Origin of the sequence: Paraburkholderia sejongensis (assembly GCF_020880815.1) — a bacterium.
In the GTDB taxonomy this organism is placed as follows: Bacteria; Pseudomonadota; Gammaproteobacteria; order Burkholderiales; family Burkholderiaceae; genus Paraburkholderia; species Paraburkholderia sejongensis.
In genome coordinates this window covers 94,678-111,046 of the sequence record NZ_JAJITD010000010.1, presented here as the reverse complement: position 1 = coordinate 111,046, position 16,369 = coordinate 94,678, and the positions used below count along the sequence as shown (strand labels likewise).

General features: G+C 64.3%; 13 protein-coding genes and 4 tRNA genes. 11 read left to right on the top strand and 6 right to left on the bottom strand.

What is annotated here, in order from left to right:
• Positions 1–133: 133 nt before the first annotated feature.
• The 6 genes from LJ656_RS20420 (at position 134) to LJ656_RS20395 (ending at position 3,700) form a co-directional block, all read left to right on the top strand.
• Positions 134–209 (top strand) — tRNA-Gly (locus LJ656_RS20420).
• A 63-nt stretch (positions 210–272) separates the two neighbouring features.
• Positions 273–348: transfer RNA gene (locus LJ656_RS20415), tRNA-Gly, on the top strand.
• A gap of 130 nt (positions 349–478) precedes the next feature.
• A tRNA-Cys gene (locus LJ656_RS20410) sits at positions 479–552 on the top strand.
• 548 nt (positions 553–1,100) lie between these two features.
• Complete coding sequence (locus LJ656_RS20405) at positions 1,101–1,835, top strand: hypothetical protein (protein ID WP_230511186.1); 735 nt, start codon at positions 1,101–1,103, stop codon at positions 1,833–1,835.
• Between the two features lie 256 nt (positions 1,836–2,091).
• Complete coding sequence (locus LJ656_RS20400; RefSeq protein WP_230511185.1) at positions 2,092–2,859, top strand: TraB/GumN family protein; 768 nt, start codon at positions 2,092–2,094, stop codon at positions 2,857–2,859.
• A 340-nt stretch (positions 2,860–3,199) separates the two neighbouring features.
• Positions 3,200–3,700 carry a GNAT family N-acetyltransferase gene (locus LJ656_RS20395; protein WP_230511184.1) on the top strand — a complete coding sequence of 167 codons (501 nt, stop codon included), beginning with the start codon at positions 3,200–3,202 and terminating at the stop codon, positions 3,698–3,700.
• A gap of 7 nt (positions 3,701–3,707) precedes the next feature.
• Here the strand turns inward: LJ656_RS20395 and LJ656_RS20390 are convergent, their stop codons facing one another.
• Genes LJ656_RS20390 through LJ656_RS20380 form a run of 3 tightly spaced genes read right to left on the bottom strand, consistent with a single transcriptional unit; the run spans position 3,708 to position 5,740 of the window.
• Positions 3,708–4,595 (bottom strand): cytochrome c oxidase assembly protein, encoded by an 888-nt coding sequence (locus LJ656_RS20390; protein ID WP_230511183.1) that lies wholly within the window; start codon positions 4,593–4,595, stop codon positions 3,708–3,710.
• Positions 4,596–4,629: 34 nt separating this feature from the next.
• Complete coding sequence (locus LJ656_RS20385) at positions 4,630–5,091, bottom strand: copper chaperone PCu(A)C (protein WP_230511182.1); 462 nt, start codon at positions 5,089–5,091, stop codon at positions 4,630–4,632.
• 19 nt (positions 5,092–5,110) lie between these two features.
• Positions 5,111–5,740 (bottom strand): SCO family protein, encoded by a 630-nt coding sequence (locus LJ656_RS20380; protein ID WP_425605972.1) that lies wholly within the window; start codon positions 5,738–5,740, stop codon positions 5,111–5,113.
• 447 nt (positions 5,741–6,187) lie between these two features.
• Between LJ656_RS20380 and otsB the strand changes: the two genes are divergently transcribed.
• The gene (gene otsB, locus LJ656_RS20375; RefSeq protein WP_230511181.1) at positions 6,188–6,937 is read left to right on the top strand and encodes a trehalose-phosphatase; all 750 of its coding nucleotides are present in this window, start codon (positions 6,188–6,190) and stop codon (positions 6,935–6,937) included.
• Positions 6,938–6,992: 55 nt separating this feature from the next.
• Positions 6,993–8,450, top strand: coding sequence for an alpha,alpha-trehalose-phosphate synthase (UDP-forming) (otsA, locus tag LJ656_RS20370; RefSeq protein ID WP_230511180.1), 1,458 nt, complete (start codon positions 6,993–6,995; stop codon positions 8,448–8,450).
• 127 nt (positions 8,451–8,577) lie between these two features.
• Here the strand turns inward: otsA and LJ656_RS20365 are convergent, their stop codons facing one another.
• On the bottom strand, positions 8,578–10,413 hold the full coding sequence (locus tag LJ656_RS20365) for an ABC transporter ATP-binding protein (protein ID WP_230511179.1): 1,836 nt from the start codon (positions 10,411–10,413) through the stop codon (positions 8,578–8,580).
• A gap of 693 nt (positions 10,414–11,106) precedes the next feature.
• On the opposite strand from LJ656_RS20365, the gene LJ656_RS20360 reads away from it, so the two are divergent.
• The 3 genes from LJ656_RS20360 (at position 11,107) to LJ656_RS20350 (ending at position 13,844) form a co-directional block, all read left to right on the top strand.
• Positions 11,107–12,171 (top strand): glycosyltransferase family 4 protein, encoded by a 1,065-nt coding sequence (locus tag LJ656_RS20360; RefSeq protein ID WP_230511178.1) that lies wholly within the window; start codon positions 11,107–11,109, stop codon positions 12,169–12,171.
• Between the two features lie 201 nt (positions 12,172–12,372).
• Complete coding sequence (locus LJ656_RS20355; RefSeq protein ID WP_230511177.1) at positions 12,373–13,227, top strand: hypothetical protein; 855 nt, start codon at positions 12,373–12,375, stop codon at positions 13,225–13,227.
• Between the two features lie 152 nt (positions 13,228–13,379).
• Complete coding sequence (locus LJ656_RS20350) at positions 13,380–13,844, top strand: DUF2214 family protein (protein WP_230511176.1); 465 nt, start codon at positions 13,380–13,382, stop codon at positions 13,842–13,844.
• Between the two features lie 31 nt (positions 13,845–13,875).
• On the opposite strand, the gene LJ656_RS20345 is transcribed toward LJ656_RS20350, so the two are convergent.
• Positions 13,876–15,750, bottom strand: a complete 1,875-nt coding sequence (locus LJ656_RS20345; RefSeq protein WP_230511175.1) for an ABC transporter ATP-binding protein — start codon at positions 15,748–15,750, stop codon at positions 13,876–13,878.
• Positions 15,751–16,276: 526 nt separating this feature from the next.
• Positions 16,277–16,351: transfer RNA gene (locus LJ656_RS20340), tRNA-Val, on the bottom strand.
• Between the last annotated feature and the right edge of the window lie 18 nt (positions 16,352–16,369).

Here is a 16,369-nt window from a genome sequence, read left to right as displayed (position 1 = left end):
ATAATTTCTTTAAAAGAGTTGTGCAAAGGGGGTTGACACGTTTCGGTCGGTTCTCCATAATCTCGTTTCTCCGATGCACGCAACGCGAAACACCGGAGACGCAGCAAAGAAGTAGCAGTAAATGCAGTGCAACGCGGGAATAGCTCAGTTGGTAGAGCGCAACCTTGCCAAGGTTGAGGTCGCGAGTTCGAGCCTCGTTTCCCGCTCCAGTTTTCGAAGCATCGTGTTGTTTGGCGAAGTAAAGAACGCGGCACGGTGTGAAGCAGTTCAATGCGGGAGTAGCTCAGTTGGTAGAGCGCAACCTTGCCAAGGTTGAGGTCGCGAGTTCGAGCCTCGTCTCCCGCTCCATACATAAGGGGAAGCAACGCTTCCCTTTTTGTTTGGAAGGCCGGCCGTTCTGATCAATCGGAATCCCCGGTCCTTCTGGTTCCCGCCAGATCAATCTGAGAATCTCGTTTCTAGATTCCAGTCCGCTTGCGGCGCGATAGCAAAGCGGTTATGCAGCGGCCTGCAAAGCCGTTTAGGCCGGTTCGACTCCGGCTCGCGCCTCCAGTAGTTGATGTAAGAAAAGCCCCGACTCGTCGGGGCTTTTCTTTTTTCTATTGCTGTATTTGGAAGATGCCGCTTGCGCGGCATCTTCGTTGTGAGCGAGCTGCCGTTTGAGTGCGTGTCTTGCGGTGTGCCGCTTTTGATTTCGTAGGCCGCATAGATGCCGCCGGTGTACTGGTGGGGCACACGATGGTCGGCGGTAGCGCTCTTGACCACCTACGCGCGGACGCCCTGCAACGTGACGATCTGACCGTCGGCCGCGGTGTCGCTCGACGAACCTCCGCCGCATCCAGCCAACAAAAGCGCACTCGATGCCCCAGAATGGCCGGTCTGCTGACCATTCCGTGTTTACTGGCTTTCTTTCGCATTTTATTATCTTTCGTTTTTATTGCGGATTTATCGGGTATCGTTAATTCGATATTCGGCGCTAGCATTCGGGTCTTGTTGATGTAAAGTATCGATGCCTGATGCTTTATTAAAACGTGTTGTTGGCGATTTGTATGAATTGCAGTGACCGTTTATCCTTCTCGCATAAAATCAATATTCGACCTATGAGAAATCCCAGCATCGCCGCGCTGCTATTGAGTCTTGGTTTGCCGCTGACGGTGCTCGCGCAGTCGGCGCCGGCTCCCGGAATCAAACCCGGAGACTCGTGGGTGTACGCGACGACGATCGAGAAAGGACCGTCGGGCTGGAATCAATCGCACAACGAGGTGACGGTGCTGCGCGCGACCTCGTCGCACATCTACTACGAATCAAAAATCGCCGGCTCGACGCAGCCGCCGCGCGAACTGATCGCCGGTGTGGACTGGAGTCGCGAGCGCAGCGTTAACGGTACGGAAACGGTCGTGAACCGGCCATTCGCCTTTCCGTTGTCGGCGGGCAAGAGCTGGAGTGTCGACTACACCGAACAGCATCCGAACAAGGTGTTTGCGTCGACGAAATGGAGTTCGCAATACCGGGTGGTGGGCACGGAGTCCATCGAGGTGCCGGCCGGCAAATTCGACGCGATCAAGATCGAATCCGAAGGCGACTGGCACGGCCAGGTCGAGCCGCATCAGACCGTCACCCAGGCCACCCAGGTCGAGCAGGGCGATACCGCGATGATTACGCATGCGCAGAAAGTGGGCCCTGTCGAAGTAACCGGCCGTACCTATAAAGCGTTCTGGTATGTGCCCGAAGTCGGCCGCTGGGTGAAATCGGTGGAAGAATATTACGGCAGTAACGGAGTGAGAAACGAACGTTATACGTCTGAACTCGAATCGTTTAAAAAAGGCCCGCAATAAACGCGATGTGTAAGATCGATGATTAAAAGGGCTGCGTATGACGATTCAATGCGCGACGCGTGGTCTCGTAACTGAATAGTCAAACGCGCGTTTTAATCCGCTCGATGCAATTCGTCCGGTTCGCGCCTGACCGCAAAATCATCCGTGCGGGCGGCCCGGCGCACAACAGACGCACAACAGACGCACAACAGACGCGCGGCGTCCGCGAGCGGCGATAAAATCGCCGCATTCCCATCGCCAGTCGTCCCCACGCCGCATGTATCTCCAACTCACCGGCACCAACGTTCGCCTGCTCGGCTCGATGCATCTGTTTCCGGCCACGAGCCGGCGCACGCCGCCGTGGATCGCCGAGGCCTACGACTGGGCCGACGCGCTGGTATTCGAATCCGACCCGGCGACGATCCTGCCGTTTTTGCGCGCCGACGCGCAATCCGGTTCACTGCGCAGCGCCGCGCAACTGCAACCCTTGCTGCGCGACGACGTATGGACTCAACTGCAATCGCTGTGGCCCGCGAGTAGTGCGTTGGCGCCGCTCGACGCGCTGCGTCCGTGGGCCGCGCTGATCGTCGCGCCGACGCTGTTGCAGCATGCCGTCGAAGGTGTCGAGCCGCGCCTGATGCGTTCGGCTAGCGCGCAGGGCAAACCGCTGCGGTTTCTCGAGACCGGGCGGGACGTCGCCGCGGCGCTCGAATCGATTTCGCTCGAAGTGATCGCCGCCGCGCTCGAATTGCTGATGGCCGATCTCGGCGAGCCGCAGCGCACGCTCGAACGGATGCACGCGGCGTGGCTCGACGGCGATCTGCCGGCGTTGCAGCGGATCGCGGTCGAGTCGCCGATGTTCAACCTGCCGGGTCTGCGCCACGCGCTGCTCGACATCCGCAATCGCGCGTGGGCCGCGCGGCTGCGCGCATCGCTCGATACCGACGAGCGCACCTTGGTGGTGGTCGGCGCGTTGCATCTGTGCGGGCCGGGCAATCTGCTCGACTGCCTCGCGCGGCCGGTCGAAGCGGTGTTCGACGCGTAGGCCCGCGGGTGCGGGCCCGGCCCGGCGCGGCGGCGCCGTCCACGAAAATCCGGCAGTTTCCGCCAATCCCCGCGCGGGAGAGGCAAGCGTGCGCCGGGACGGACGCGCGAAACCTCGGCGACGCAGTGTCGCTGAGCGGCGCCGACCGGCGCCGCTAGCCCAGCCATGCAGGGGGCCGGGTAGTGCATCCGCGTCGACACAACACATCTTCGCGCTTGCGCTTTGCGCGCGCCCGTCGATAGCCCGTCGATAGCCCGTCGATAGCCCGTCGATGGCGCGCGCGGCATAATTGCGGATTCGCCTGTCCTCGCGCTGTCGCGCATTTTTTCTCAAATCCCCGATGACCCATTCGCCGCACACCGCCGCCGCGCGCCTCGCCCAACTCGAATGGCGCTGGAAACCGTTCGTCGACCTGACGAGCATCGAAGTCTATGAAATGCTGGCTGCGCGCAGCGCGGTGTTCGTCGTCGAACAAAACTGCGTGTACGGCGATATCGATGGACTCGACCCACAAGCCTGGCATCTGTTCGCATATGGCGCCGGCGAAGATGCCGCGCTGCCGCCGCTCGCCGGCTATCTGCGCGTGCTGTTACCGGACACGCAGGACGCCGACGTGCGAATCGGCCGTGTGCTGACCACCGCGGCGTTTCGCGGCATCGGTCTGGGCAATGCGATGCTCGCGCGCTCGATCGCGCATATTCGTGAGCAGTGGCCCGATACGCCGATCCGTCTGCACGCGCAGGCGCATCTGCAGGGTTTTTATGGCGCGTTTGGTTTTACGCCGGTCGGCGAGATTCACGACGAGGACGGCATCCCGCACGTGTGGATGCGTTCGCTTTAACAGCCGCTCAGCGAGGCCCCGGTGCGGTCTTCGAACCCGCTGCATGAATCAGCCCGCGCGCGGCGGCCGCGCGCCGCTCGGCCCGCAAGCGGCCACGCGCCGAAAGGCGCATCCAGTGACGCAGCGCGATCAGCGCGCCGATCACGCTCATCATCGAACCGGGAATCCACAGCAGCAGTCCGCCGATCTGTTGATCGCGCATCGGACTGAGCCACGTGAACGCGCGTCCGCAGATCGAATAGATCGGATACAGCTCGTGCGGAGTGAAGAAGATGAACGCGCCGAGAATGATCTGCGGCGGGATCGCGGCAATCACGATTAGTACGCGCTTGCCCGGCGATAGACGCGCGGGCGGCGCGGGGCGAGGATCGAGCACGAGCCACCAGAACAGCAGCCCGTCGATCACCATGCTCCAGTTCATCACCCGATAGAGCCGCCAGTCGAGCATCGCGACGAAATGAACCGGCGACATCAGCCAGAAATAGATCAGCCCGACGAATAGCGTGACCGCGACGACCGGATGCATGACGACGTCGAGCACGGCGCGCACCAGTCGATTCTGCAGCGCGGGCCGCACGAAGCGCTGCCGCCAGCGCGGCGCAATGCCGGCGCGCAGCGCCGCGCCCGGATACGACAGCGCGATGAAGAACGGCCCGAGGTGATGCAGCACCAGATGCTGCAGGCGATGCATGAAAAACTCATGCTCGAAGAAATAATCGAGCCGCGTATGCAACACCACGTACAGCGCGACCAGCCCGAACCAGAACGACAGTTGCCGCGCGAACGACACGCGCGCCTTGCGCGCGCCGCGCACGAACAGGATCGCGGGAATGAGCAGCGCGATCACGACGGTCGGCGAAAACTCCCACGGATCGAGCCAGTAGAGCAGGGTCATGGCAAGGTCGGCGCTCGGGTGCGGCGGTGCGTGCTTACTTGGTCTGCGCCGGCGCTTTGACCGCGAACGGCGTGCTCAGCGTTGCGCCGTCGGAAAACTTCAGCGTCAGATGCACGGTGTCGCCCGGCGCGACCTTGTGCTTCGCGTCTTCGAGCATCAGGTGGTAGCCGCCCGGCGCGATCGCGACCTGGCCGTGCGCGGGCACCGTCAGCTTGTCGACCATCACCATCTTCTGCGTCGAGCCGTTCGAGACCGTCTGATGCAGCATCACGTCGCCGTAGTCGTCGCTCGATACATCGACGAGATCCACCGGCTTGTCGCCCGCGTTGACGAGCGTCGCGTAGCCGGCCGCCGGCAGGTTGTTCGGCAGCCAGCGCACCCACGCGTCCTTGACGCTGATTGCGTGAGCATCGGCCGCATACGCCGCCGAGCCGATGCCGAACGACAGCACGACAGCGCCGGCGAGGGAAGCGAGGGTTTTGAGCTTGATCGTCATGATGGAAGGAAAGTGAAGGTCAGGAATGGTCGTCGATGAGACGGCGCAGGTCCTGCGCGATCGCATCGGGCGTGTCGTGATCGGTCGCCAGCAGCCGCGCGCGGCCCTGGCTGTCGAACACGTAGACGGCGGAGCTGTGCGTGACCTCGTAGTTGCCGTTGGGGTCGCGTTTCTCCATCTGGTAGGCGACGCGATAGCGCTTCGCCAGCGATTCGATCTGCCGGTCGGTACCGGTCAGTCCTTCGGCGTGCTGCGCGTCGAACGCGCCGACGTAGTCGCGCAACGCTTGTGGCGTGTCGCGCGCGGGGTCGACGGTGATGAACAGGATGCGCACTTTCTGCGCGTCGTCGCCGAGCTTGCCGAGCACCTGCATCAGCCGGCCCATCGTCTCCGGGCAGACATCGGGGCAATGGGTGTAGCCGAAGTAGACGAGCGACGCGCGGCCCTTGAACGCGTCGGCGGTGACGGGGCGGCCATCGTCGGCTGTCAGCGTGAACGACAGATCCGGCAGATGGCCGCTCACGTTGGTCAATTGCCACGGCTGGGCGGGTTGCGTGCAGCCGCTGAGCGCCGTGAGCGCGAGCAGCGCACCGAGCGTCGTGCTGCTCGCGTACTTTTGAATGAGCCGACCTGCGCACTGGCGTACCAACCGACCTACCCAACGACGCGCAAACAGCCGCCCGAACCGCGCTGGCCTGGCACGGCCCAAGTTCGGCTGGGTTCGACGGGTCGTAAAGATCGGGAACAAAACAGGGTTCAATAGCTCGATTGAAAGCGGGCGACGCGCGATTGGGCGGTAGCATGCAACGATGGACGGCCCAGCCCGACAGCGCAACAAGTGGCAGCGACTGTAGCGCAATTTCACCGCAAGCGTCGCGCCATGCCCCGGGCGCATGGTTTGCGGGGCAATTTGCCGCAGCCGGCCGAAAGCGACGTGAAATCCGATTGTTCCACTTTTGAACGCAATCGGGCCGCTCGTGCGGCTGCGCTGCCCGCCGGGCTTGAGTGCCGGCTTACTTTCTCGAAAAATTGACGGATGCGCGGTAAGATGCGCACACTTTTCCGGCCGCAGCAGGCTGAAAGGCGAACCCAGGCGATGCAAGCACTTCCGGTTGTTCTGTCTCCGAGCGAGACGGCATTTTTTTTCGACTTCGACGGCACGCTAGTCGAACTCGCACCCACGCCCGACGGCGTGCGGGTGCAACCGCGCGTAATCGAGCTGCTGCGCGAACTGCGCAGCCTGACCAATGGCGCGGTGGCGGTGGTGTCGGGGCGCGGCATCGACAGCATCGATAGTTTCCTCGGCATGCCGGATCTACCGGTCGCGGGTCTGCACGGCGCCGAGCGCCGGGACGCGAACGGCGACACCCAGCGGATCGGCTTCAACGACGACCGGCTGCTGCGCATGGAGCAGGTGCTCGCGCAGGTGGTCAACGAGCATCCCGGCATGCTGCTCGAGATCAAGGGCGCGGCGCTCGCGCTGCATTACCGCAATGCGCCGGACCGCGAGCCGGTCGCGCGCGAGGCCACCGAGCGGCTGGTCGCCCAGTACCCGGCCTCGTACGTACTGCAGCCGGGCAAGATGGTCTACGAAATCAAACCGAAGGACGTCGACAAGGGCCGCGCGACGCGCGCGTTTCTCGACGAGTTGCCGTTCGCCGGCCGCAAGCCGGTGTTTGCCGGCGACGATCTGACGGACGAAAAGGGCTTCGCGCTCGTCAACGAGCGCGGCGGCCTGTCGATCAAGGTCGGCGCCGGCGAGACGCTCGCGCATACGCGGGTCGAATCCGTCAGCGCGCTGCTCGACTGGCTGGAAACGATCGTCGCGGCGGCGCGCGCGGCGTGATGCCGGCGCCGCATCGCTGAACGAAAACAACATACTGCCTCGGGAATTGCGTTTCATGAGCCGACTGATCATTGTTTCGAACCGGGTTGCGCCTATTTCGGAGGGCGGTCCGGCGGCGGGCGGTCTGGCGGTCGGCGTGTACGACGCGCTGAAAGAGACCGGCGGCATGTGGTTCGGCTGGAGCGGCGAGGTGCTGGGTTCGGGCCAGCCGCAGATCAAGGTCGAAGAGCGCGGTCCGGTGACCTTCGCGACGGTGCCGCTGATGCGGCGCGATTACGATCAGTACTACCGCGGGTTTTCGAACGCGACGCTGTGGCCCGCGTTTCACTACCGCTCCGATCTGCTGCACTACGACCGCCACGACTTCGAGGGCTACTGCCGCGTGAACGCGTGGCTCGCGCAGCAACTCGTGCCGCTCTTGCGTGAAGACGACGTGATCTGGGTGCACGACTATCACCTGATCCCGTTCGCGCAGGCGCTGCGCGCGGCGGGCGTTAAAAACCGCATCGGCTTTTTTCTGCATATTCCGTTTCCGGCCTCGCAGGTGCTGCTGACGGTGCCTCCGCATCGGGAGCTGGTCGAGGCGCTGTGTTCGTTTGACCTGCTCGGCTTCCAGACCGCCCCCGATCTGCGCGCGTTCGGCGACTACATCGTCAACGAGGCGGGCGGCACGATCGACGCGTCGGCGCCAGGTCCGCTCACCGTGCACGCGTTCGGCCGCACGCTGCGGGCGAACGCGTATCCGATCGGCGTCTATCCGGACGAGATCGCCGAACTTGCGAAAGCGGGCGAGCGCGGCAAGCCGGTGCGCACGATGAAGGCGACGCTGCATTCGCGCAAGCTGATCATGGCCGTCGACCGGCTCGACTATTCGAAGGGACTGGTCGAGCGCTTCCGCGCGTTCGAGCGGCTGCTCGAGCACACCGCAGCGCTGCGCAACAAGGTGTCGTTCCTGCAGATCGCGCCGCCGACGCGCGCCGATCTGCACGCATATCAGGACATCCGGTTGCAGCTCGAAGGCGAGTCGGGGCGGATCAATGGCCGCTTCGCCGAACTGGACTGGACGCCGGTTCTGTATATCCACAAGCAGTACGAGCGCTCGGTGCTGGCGGCGCTGTTCCGGACCGCCCATGTCGGCTACGTGACGCCGCTGCGCGACGGTATGAACCTCGTCGCAAAGGAGTACGTGTCGGCGCAGGATCCGGACAATCCGGGCGTGCTGGTGCTGTCGCGCTTCGCTGGTGCAGCGCAGGAACTGGACGGCGCGCTGATCGTCAATCCGGTCGATATCGACGGCATGGCCGAGGCGCTCGCGCAGGCTCTGGCGATGCCGCTCGCCGAGCGCCAGGCGCGCTATCGCGACATGATGGAGCAACTGCGCGAGAACAACGTGTCGGTGTGGCGCGATAACTTCATGCGCGATCTTCAGCAGGTGTTGGAGGGGAAGGGCGCCCGCTCCGGCAAGACGGCAGTGGCGCGCAAGAGGGCGGGGCGCGTGAGTGTGACGGGCTAGGCCGCGTCAAAAGCGCGGACTACGAGGCGCAAAAAAGCCGCTCCATGGAGCGGCTTTTTTATTGTTGCCGCGGCGCGCCTGCAATCGCGCCTGCACTCGATGACGCGCGCCGTGTGTACTACGTACGTCAGGCCACGTGCTGTTCGTCAATCTTCTTGCCGCCGATATGCAGCGTCGAGCCCTTGCCGTACTGCTTCGCGAGCAGGTCACGATAGAGGCCCGGGCGCTGGCGCAGTTCGTCCGGAGAGCCGTCGTCGATAACCTTGCCGGCGCTCATCACGATGATCCGGTCGAAGTTGTTCAGCGTCGACAGCCGGTGCGCGATCGCGATCACCGTGCGGCCGACCATCAGCCGGTCGAGCGCTTTCTGGATCGCTTCTTCCGACGCGCTGTCGAGCGCGGAGGTCGCTTCGTCGAGCAGCAGGATCGGCGCGTTCTTCAGTATCGCGCGCGCGATCGCGATGCGCTGCCGCTGGCCGCCCGACAGTTTCACGCCACGGTCGCCGACGATCGTGTCGTAGCCTTCCGGCATCGCTTCGATGAAGTCCGAGCAACGGGCTTCGCGCGCGGCGGCGAGCACTTCCTCGCGGCTCGCCTCGGGGCGGCCATAGGCGATGTTCTCGTACACCGTGCGATGGAATAGCGAGATATCTTGCGGCACCAGTGCGATCGTGTGGCGCAGGCTGTCCTGGGTGACCGACGCGATGTCCTGACCGTCGATCTTGATCGCGCCGCCCTGGGTTTCGTAGAAGCGCTGCAGCAGCGCGAGCACGGTCGATTTGCCCGCGCCCGACTTGCCGATCAGACCGACCCGCTGGCCCGGTTCGATGTTCAGGTCGAAGTGATCGAGAATCGGGCGGCGGCGCGGATAGGCGAAAGTCACGCCTTCGAACGTGACCCGGCCGCCTTGCGGCACGAGTTCGGTCGCGTCGTCGCGATCGGGCATCCCATGCGGCTCGAGCAGAGTGCGCACCGCTTCGGCGAGACGCGCGACGTGCTGGGTAACGTCGACGAGCGCAACCGCCAGATCGCGCGTGCCGTGCAGGATCGTGAAGCCGAGCGAGCTGACGAGCACGATGTCGCCCGAGGTCGCACGGCCCTGGTCCCACAGCCACAGCGCCCAGCCGAGCAACCCGGCCGACAGCAGCGCGGTAATCACCGCGTGCAGCAGACGCAGCTTCTCCAGATAGAGCAGGCTCTGCTGGCGCGCTTCCATTTCCGACTTGACCGTCGCGGCAAAGCGGTTCTGTTCCCGGAAGGTCATGCCGAACGCGCGCACGAGGCCCATGTTGCTGATGACGTCGACGAGTTCGCCGTCGACCGACGCCGCCTTGGTCGCGAAGGTGTGATGGCGCGCGGAGCCGCGGCCTGCGAGTTTGTACAGCACCACTGACAGGATCGCCGAGCACAGCATCAGGCCGAGCGCCATCAGCGGATTGACCGAAACGATCATCACGATCGCGCCGAGCACCGCGATGCACGGCGGCAGCACGTTCCATGCGGTGGTGTTCTCGGCGGTGTAGACCGCGTTCGAGGTCGCGGTGATCCGGCTCGCCAGCATGCCGGGCTGCTTCTCCGCGTAGTAGGTGGGCGAGTGGCCGCTGAGGTACTGGAACAGGTCGCGGCGCAGGTCGCCTGTGACGGCAACGAACGTATGCGCGGCGACCCAGCCGCCGACCCGCCATAGCAGGTTGTCGGCGGCGATCAGGCCGACGAGGATCGCGAACGCGCCCCACAGCGGGCCGGGGTGATGCCGGCCGCCGGCGAGCACGTCGATCAGATGCTTGATCGCATATTGCGAGGCGAGTGCACAGCCCACGGCCGCGAACACGCTGCACAGCACGATCGCATGGGCGAGCGGGTGGCGGCGGATAAAGCGGAAGAGAAACGCAAGCGGCCGATGCGCATAGCTCGCGAGCTTTGCGTTCTGGGCGTTACGCTGGGCGATGGTCAAATGTTCCAATTGAGCTGAGATCGTTGTGTTGCGGGTTGTGCATGCAATGCGCGGGCCACGGGGGACAGGCATGAAGGCCCCGCGAAGCCGATGCTTCGCATTGTAAACATGCAAAGACGATTGCGCCCTGTGATTCCGGGCCTTGGCGCGATTGATTTCGCGATGGACTTCCGCACCCTGATGTGTCCCGACTCGCCGGTTGCCCGACGGTTCAGGCAGATTGCGAAAAATTTCGAGATATAATTACAGATTGCATTCAACCCGGGCGGGGTATTCTTCAATCCTTACCGGCAAAGTTGCCGCTGCAGCGCCGGGATGCTGTTCCGCCGTGACTGCGGAACGCGTGTTGTCACTCTAGAACTGTCTTAGAAAACAAGGGTTTGCAAAGTGTTTCGCGTTTGTAACAACGTAAAGACTTTGAAATGCGGCACTGCGGCACGCATGTGGGCACCGATAATGCGTGCGTGTTAGCCCGGCAAATTTTCTGACAGTTTGTCAACGTAGGTGCCTGATGCGCGTTTACTCGCACATGCCCGAAAATTGATGCACTGGTCGGGCTCGTAACCCAAGCGATCCATCGCAGGATTTCTCGAAAGAATCAGGCCCGCGCCGGCTTATCCGGCCAGAGCGCCCTGGCGAGCAAGCGAGTCGCTTTTTCCAAACGCAGTACTTTTGCCTGATTTTTACTAGGAGTTCGTCATTATGCGAATCGCTCAAATCGCTCCGTTGCACGAGGCGGTTCCTCCCAAGCTGTATGGTGGTACGGAACGCGTGGTGTCCTATCTGACCGAGGCGCTGGTCGAGCAGGGCCACGACGTCACGCTATTTGCAAGCGGCGATTCGCAAACCTCGGCGAAGCTCGAAGCCTTTTGGCCGCAGGCGCTGCGCCTGGACCCGACGATCCGCGACGTGATGGCGCCGCACATGCTGCTGCTCGAAGAAGTGCGCCGCCGCGCGGACGAATTCGACGTGCTGCATTTCCACATCGACTATTACCCGTTCTCGCTGTTTGCGCGTCAGCCGGTGCCGTTCCTGACCACGATGCACGGCCGTCTCGATCTGCCGGAACTGCAGCCGATCTTCAACACGTTCAACGACGTGCCGGTCGTGTCGATCTCCGACAACCAGCGCCTGCCGCTGCCGCAAGCGCACTGGCTGCAAACCGTCTACCACGGGCTGCCGGAAGACGTGCTCACGCCGATACCCGACGTCGAACCGGGCTACCTCGCATTCCTCGGCCGCGTGTCGCCGGAGAAGGGTCTCGACCGCGCGATCCGCATCGCCGGCCAGGCGGGCATGAAACTCAAGGTTGCCGCGAAGATCGACAAGGCCGACCGCGCGTATTACGAAGAAGTGATCAAGCCGCTGATGGCGCTCCCGCACGTCGAGTACATCGGCGAAATCGGCGAAGCCGAAAAGCGTGAGTTCCTCGGCAACGCGCATGCGCTGGTGTTCCCGATCGACTGGCCGGAGCCGTTCGGTCTGGTGATGATCGAAGCGATGGCGTGCGGTACGCCGGTGATCGCATTCAACCGTGGTTCGGTGCCGGAAGTGATCGAAAACGGCGTGTCGGGCTTCGTCGTCGAAGACGAAATCAGCGCGGTCGCAGCGCTCAAGCGTCTGCACACGCTGCCGCGCGCCAATGTGCGCAAGGCGTTCGAAGCGCGCTTCTCGTCGAAGGTGATGGCGAAGAACTACGTCGCGACCTACGAAGAACTGCTGCGCCGCAAGCACCGCACGGTGCTGCGCGAAGTCAACGCAGGCTAAAGCCCGCCGCTGCTTTTCACGCTCGCAACGCCCCGCCGGCACCTCGCCGGCGGGGCGTTGTTGCATGCGCGCCGCGGTTTTATCGGGCGACGCTTAAAAATACCGGTTTCGGCCCGGCGCAAGCGGGCCACTCTCGGTAATATCCCTATAATGGCCGTGCCGCAAACTGGACTGCGGCGCCGCCGACGACAGGAGGATGCCTTGGCGAGAACGAAAGAGACGCGTGCGAACGCCGCGCCCGGCGCCGGAACGATTTTTACGTTACGCGCCATCGGTCTCGTGCTCGCCGCCCGCTGGTTTTTCTCGATGTCGCAGATGAACCTGACCTCCGCGCTTACCGCGATGGCCTCGTCGCCGTGGGCATGCATCAACCTCGTGTTTCTGTTTCTGCTGATCTTCCAGCCGGGCGCGCGCGCCGTTGCCGAGCGTCCGTTCCATCCGCTGCCGCAATGGCTGCGTCAGGCGCTGCGCCTGTTTGCCTTCCTCGGATTGCTGTTTGCGCTATGGTCGGTCGGCGCGTTCGTCGCGAGCGCCGGCTGGCGGCGCGCGATGCAGGCGGTCGCCGCGACCAACGGCTGGTTGGTGGCCGCGCCGGTGCTCTATGCGGCGGTGCTGTGGATCTGCCGGCCGCGGCCGCTGTGGCGTACCAATGTCGCGGCGCGACGCTTCGCGATCGGCCGCTATGCGGTGTCGCTCGATGCGCTGACGCGCACGGTCGTCGTATGGGCCGAGCGGCGCAAGGTTGGGCAGTACGATGCGCGCGAGTTGTCGGTGCGCTGGGCTAACGGCCCGGCTGCGCGTCCGACTCCGACGCCCACGCCGGCGGTTGCGTTCGGCGCCGCGGGCGAGCCGGGCGCGTCGGCTGCACCGATCGCATCGGTGGCGGCGCCGGCGCTGACGCGCGGCGCGTTCGGGATGCGGCCCAAAGTCGAATTGTTGTGGGATTCGCCGGCGGCCGCCGGGCATAACCGGCAGACCGTGTTTCGCGCCGCGTTGATGACCGAGGGCGACCGTGTCGCGGCCCGCGCGCTCGACGCGACGTTGCGGCAAGTCTGACGCCGCACGGTTGGTGCTGTCGGTCGCAGTGCGTGACCGATGCACGCCAGCCGGAGCGCAGCTTCGCCGATAATGCAGTCAGGACGCCCGGGCGCTGGGAGCGGGCGAGTGGGACACTCATCGATCGTATCGCGTCTTTCGCAGGAGTCGCTATGCTGGTTCGCTGGTTGCTTGCCGCGCTTCATCTGCTTGCTTATGGCTTTGCGCTCGCGTCGATTCTCAGACGCACGTGGTCGTTGCGTCGAGCGTCGGTACCCGCCGCGTTGCGCTCGGTGTTTCGCGCCGATACGCGCTGGGGTCTCGCCGCGCTGGTGCTGATCGTCACCGGGCTGATGCGCGTGTTCGGCGGCTACGAGAAGGGCGCCGATTTCTACCTCCACCAGCCGCTCTTTCACGCGAAGATGGCGTTGCTGGTGTTGATCCTGATCCTCGAAGTGCCGACCATGCTCGGCTTGATGCGTTGGCGCGCGTCGATTCGTAGCGGCGCGACGCCGGATCTGAAGAGGGCGCGCTCGTATGCGCATTTCAGCGTGATTCAGACCGTGCTGCTGGTGCTAATGGTGTTTGCCGCGACCGGGATGGCGCGTGGCATCGGGCTGACGGCCGGCGCGGCGTAACCCGCGGCCGCTCCGCCAACCCGTCACCGGCTCAATCGACCAGCAAACCCGACCCGTTGCCCGCGACCGTCTCGCCGCCGGCGCTCTCACGCGCGAGAGCCGGCTCGCCGAGACCTTTGATCAGTTCCAGCGCCTGACGCTCGAACAGCCGCCGGTACAGGCCGTTGTCGCGCTTGATCAGCGCATCGTGGCTGCCTTCCTCGACGACCTTGCCCTTGTCCAGCACCAGCAGCCGGTCGAGTGCGCGTACGGTCGACAGCCGATGCGCGACCACCAGCGTGGTGCGGCCTTGCATCAGCCGCTCCATCGCGCGCTGGATCAGCACTTCGCTTTCGCTGTCGAGGCTCGAGGTGGCTTCGTCGAGAATCAGGATCGGCGCGTCGGCGAGGAACGCGCGCGCGATCGCGACGCGCTGCCGCTCGCCGCCCGACAGCTTGATCCCGCGCTCGCCGACCAGCGTGTCGTAGCCGTGCGGCAGCGCGGCGATGAACTCGTGCGCGCTGGCGAGCCGCGCGGCCCGCTCGATCTCCTCGCGGCTCGCGCCGGGCTTGCCGTACGCGATGTTCTCGGCCAGTGAGCGGTGAAACAGCACCGGCTCCTGCTGCACGATCGCGATCTGGCTGCGCAGCGACGCTTGCTGCACGTCGGCGATGTCCTGCCCGTCGATCGTGATGCGGCCGCCCGAAATATCGTGCAGGCGCTGGATCAGCTTGATGAAGGTCGTCTTGCCCGAGCCCGAATGGCCGACGAGGCCGACGCGTTCGCCCGGCGCGATGCGGATCGAGAAGTCGTCATAGAGCGGCCGGCTGTGCGCGCCATAGTGAAACGACACGTGCTCGAAGCGGATTTCGCCGGCGCGGATCGCGATCGGACCCGCACCCGGGCGATCCTCGATGCCGAGCGGCTGGCTGTCGAGCGACACCAGTTCTTCCATGTCGTTGACCGAGCGCTGCAGGTTGCGGATGTGCATGCCGATGTCGCGCAGATAGCCTTGCAGCATGAAGAACATCGTCAGCGCGAACGTGATGTCGCCGACACCCGCTTCGCCGCGCGTCCACAGCAGCAGCGCGACGCCGAGAATCGCCGCCTGAATCGCGGCCAGCATGCCGCCCTGCAAGCCGCCGTTGAGCGTGCCGCGCACCCAAGTGCGGCGCGTGCGTTGCCGCCATTTGCCGATCACGTGCGCCAGACGCGCTTCCTCGCGCGCTTCGGCGCCGAACGCCTTGACCACGCCGTTGCAGCTGACCGCATCGGCGAGCGCGCCGCCCATGCGGGTGTCCCACGCGTTCGCCAGCCGCGCGGCCGGCGCGACGAAGCCGAGCGATACCGTCACGGTGATGCCGATATAAAGCAGCGAGCCGCTACCGACCACCACGCCCATCAGCGGCCAGCGCCAGCCGAGCAGCGCGGTCGCGCCGACCAGCATCACGAGCGACGGCAACAGCGCGATCAGCAGCGTGTCGTTGAGCAGATCGAGAGCCCACATGCCGCGGGTGATCTTGCGCACGGTCGAGCCGGCGAAGCTGTTCGCGTGCCAGTCGGTCGAAAAGCGCTGCACGCGATGAAACGCGCTGGCGGCGATCTCGCTCATCATCTTCAGCGTGAAGCGGATGATGTTGAAGTAGACGCCCTGGCGCAGCAGCGTCGCGGTGAGGCCGAGTGCGGCGAGCACGCCGAACGCTTCGAGCGCGTGCTGCCAGATGAGCGCGGACGAGGGCGGGCCGGCCGCGATCGCGTCGACCAGACGACCGGCGAACACCGGCGTGAGAATGTCCGCGGCCGCGGTGAGCAGAGCGAGCGCGGCGATCACGACGATGCGCCACGGCTGTTGTGCCCAGTGACGGAAGGTGAAACCGAGAACGTCCTTGAAGGACTGTCCGCGAAAGTCGAGTTTTTTGCTGGTCATTGATTACGCCCCGGTGACGCGCGAACGCACCGCGGTTCCAGTCAGAAGCGAAAAAGGCAGACAGTCGACGGATGCCGGCACACGCGCAGCGACTACACGCAATGGCGCGGTCAGGAGCAACGACAACGAAACAACGGACTGTCCGGAATGAATGCGGCGCGCCGCTCGAGGCGGCCCCGCATCGGCGACGACGTTGCGGCTGTTAAGGTCGCATTGGTCGTGTCGGGCGGGCCGACGGTCGCGGGACCATGCAAGGAAGCGCGCGATGCACATTGACCATGTGGCGCCTCCCTGTGATGGTTGAGATGAAAATCCGACGGGGCGAGAAGCCCGAGTGCCGAATATATCAGCAGCGCGATCGGCTCGCCAAGCTACGCAATCACGGCGCCGACGAAATGGGCCGCGAGTCGCATTGCCACTTTGCATCGCAATTCATCGCTTTGAGCCCGCCGCACGCCAATAGAAAAAGGGCTTACGCATTGCTGCGTAAGCCCTTTTATCTTCGGTGATCGACACACCAAGAATCTGGTGGGTAGTACTGGGATCGAACCAGTGACCCCTGCCGTGTGAAGGCAGTGCTCTACCGCTGAGCTAACCACCCGAAGAGATTGAAATTATG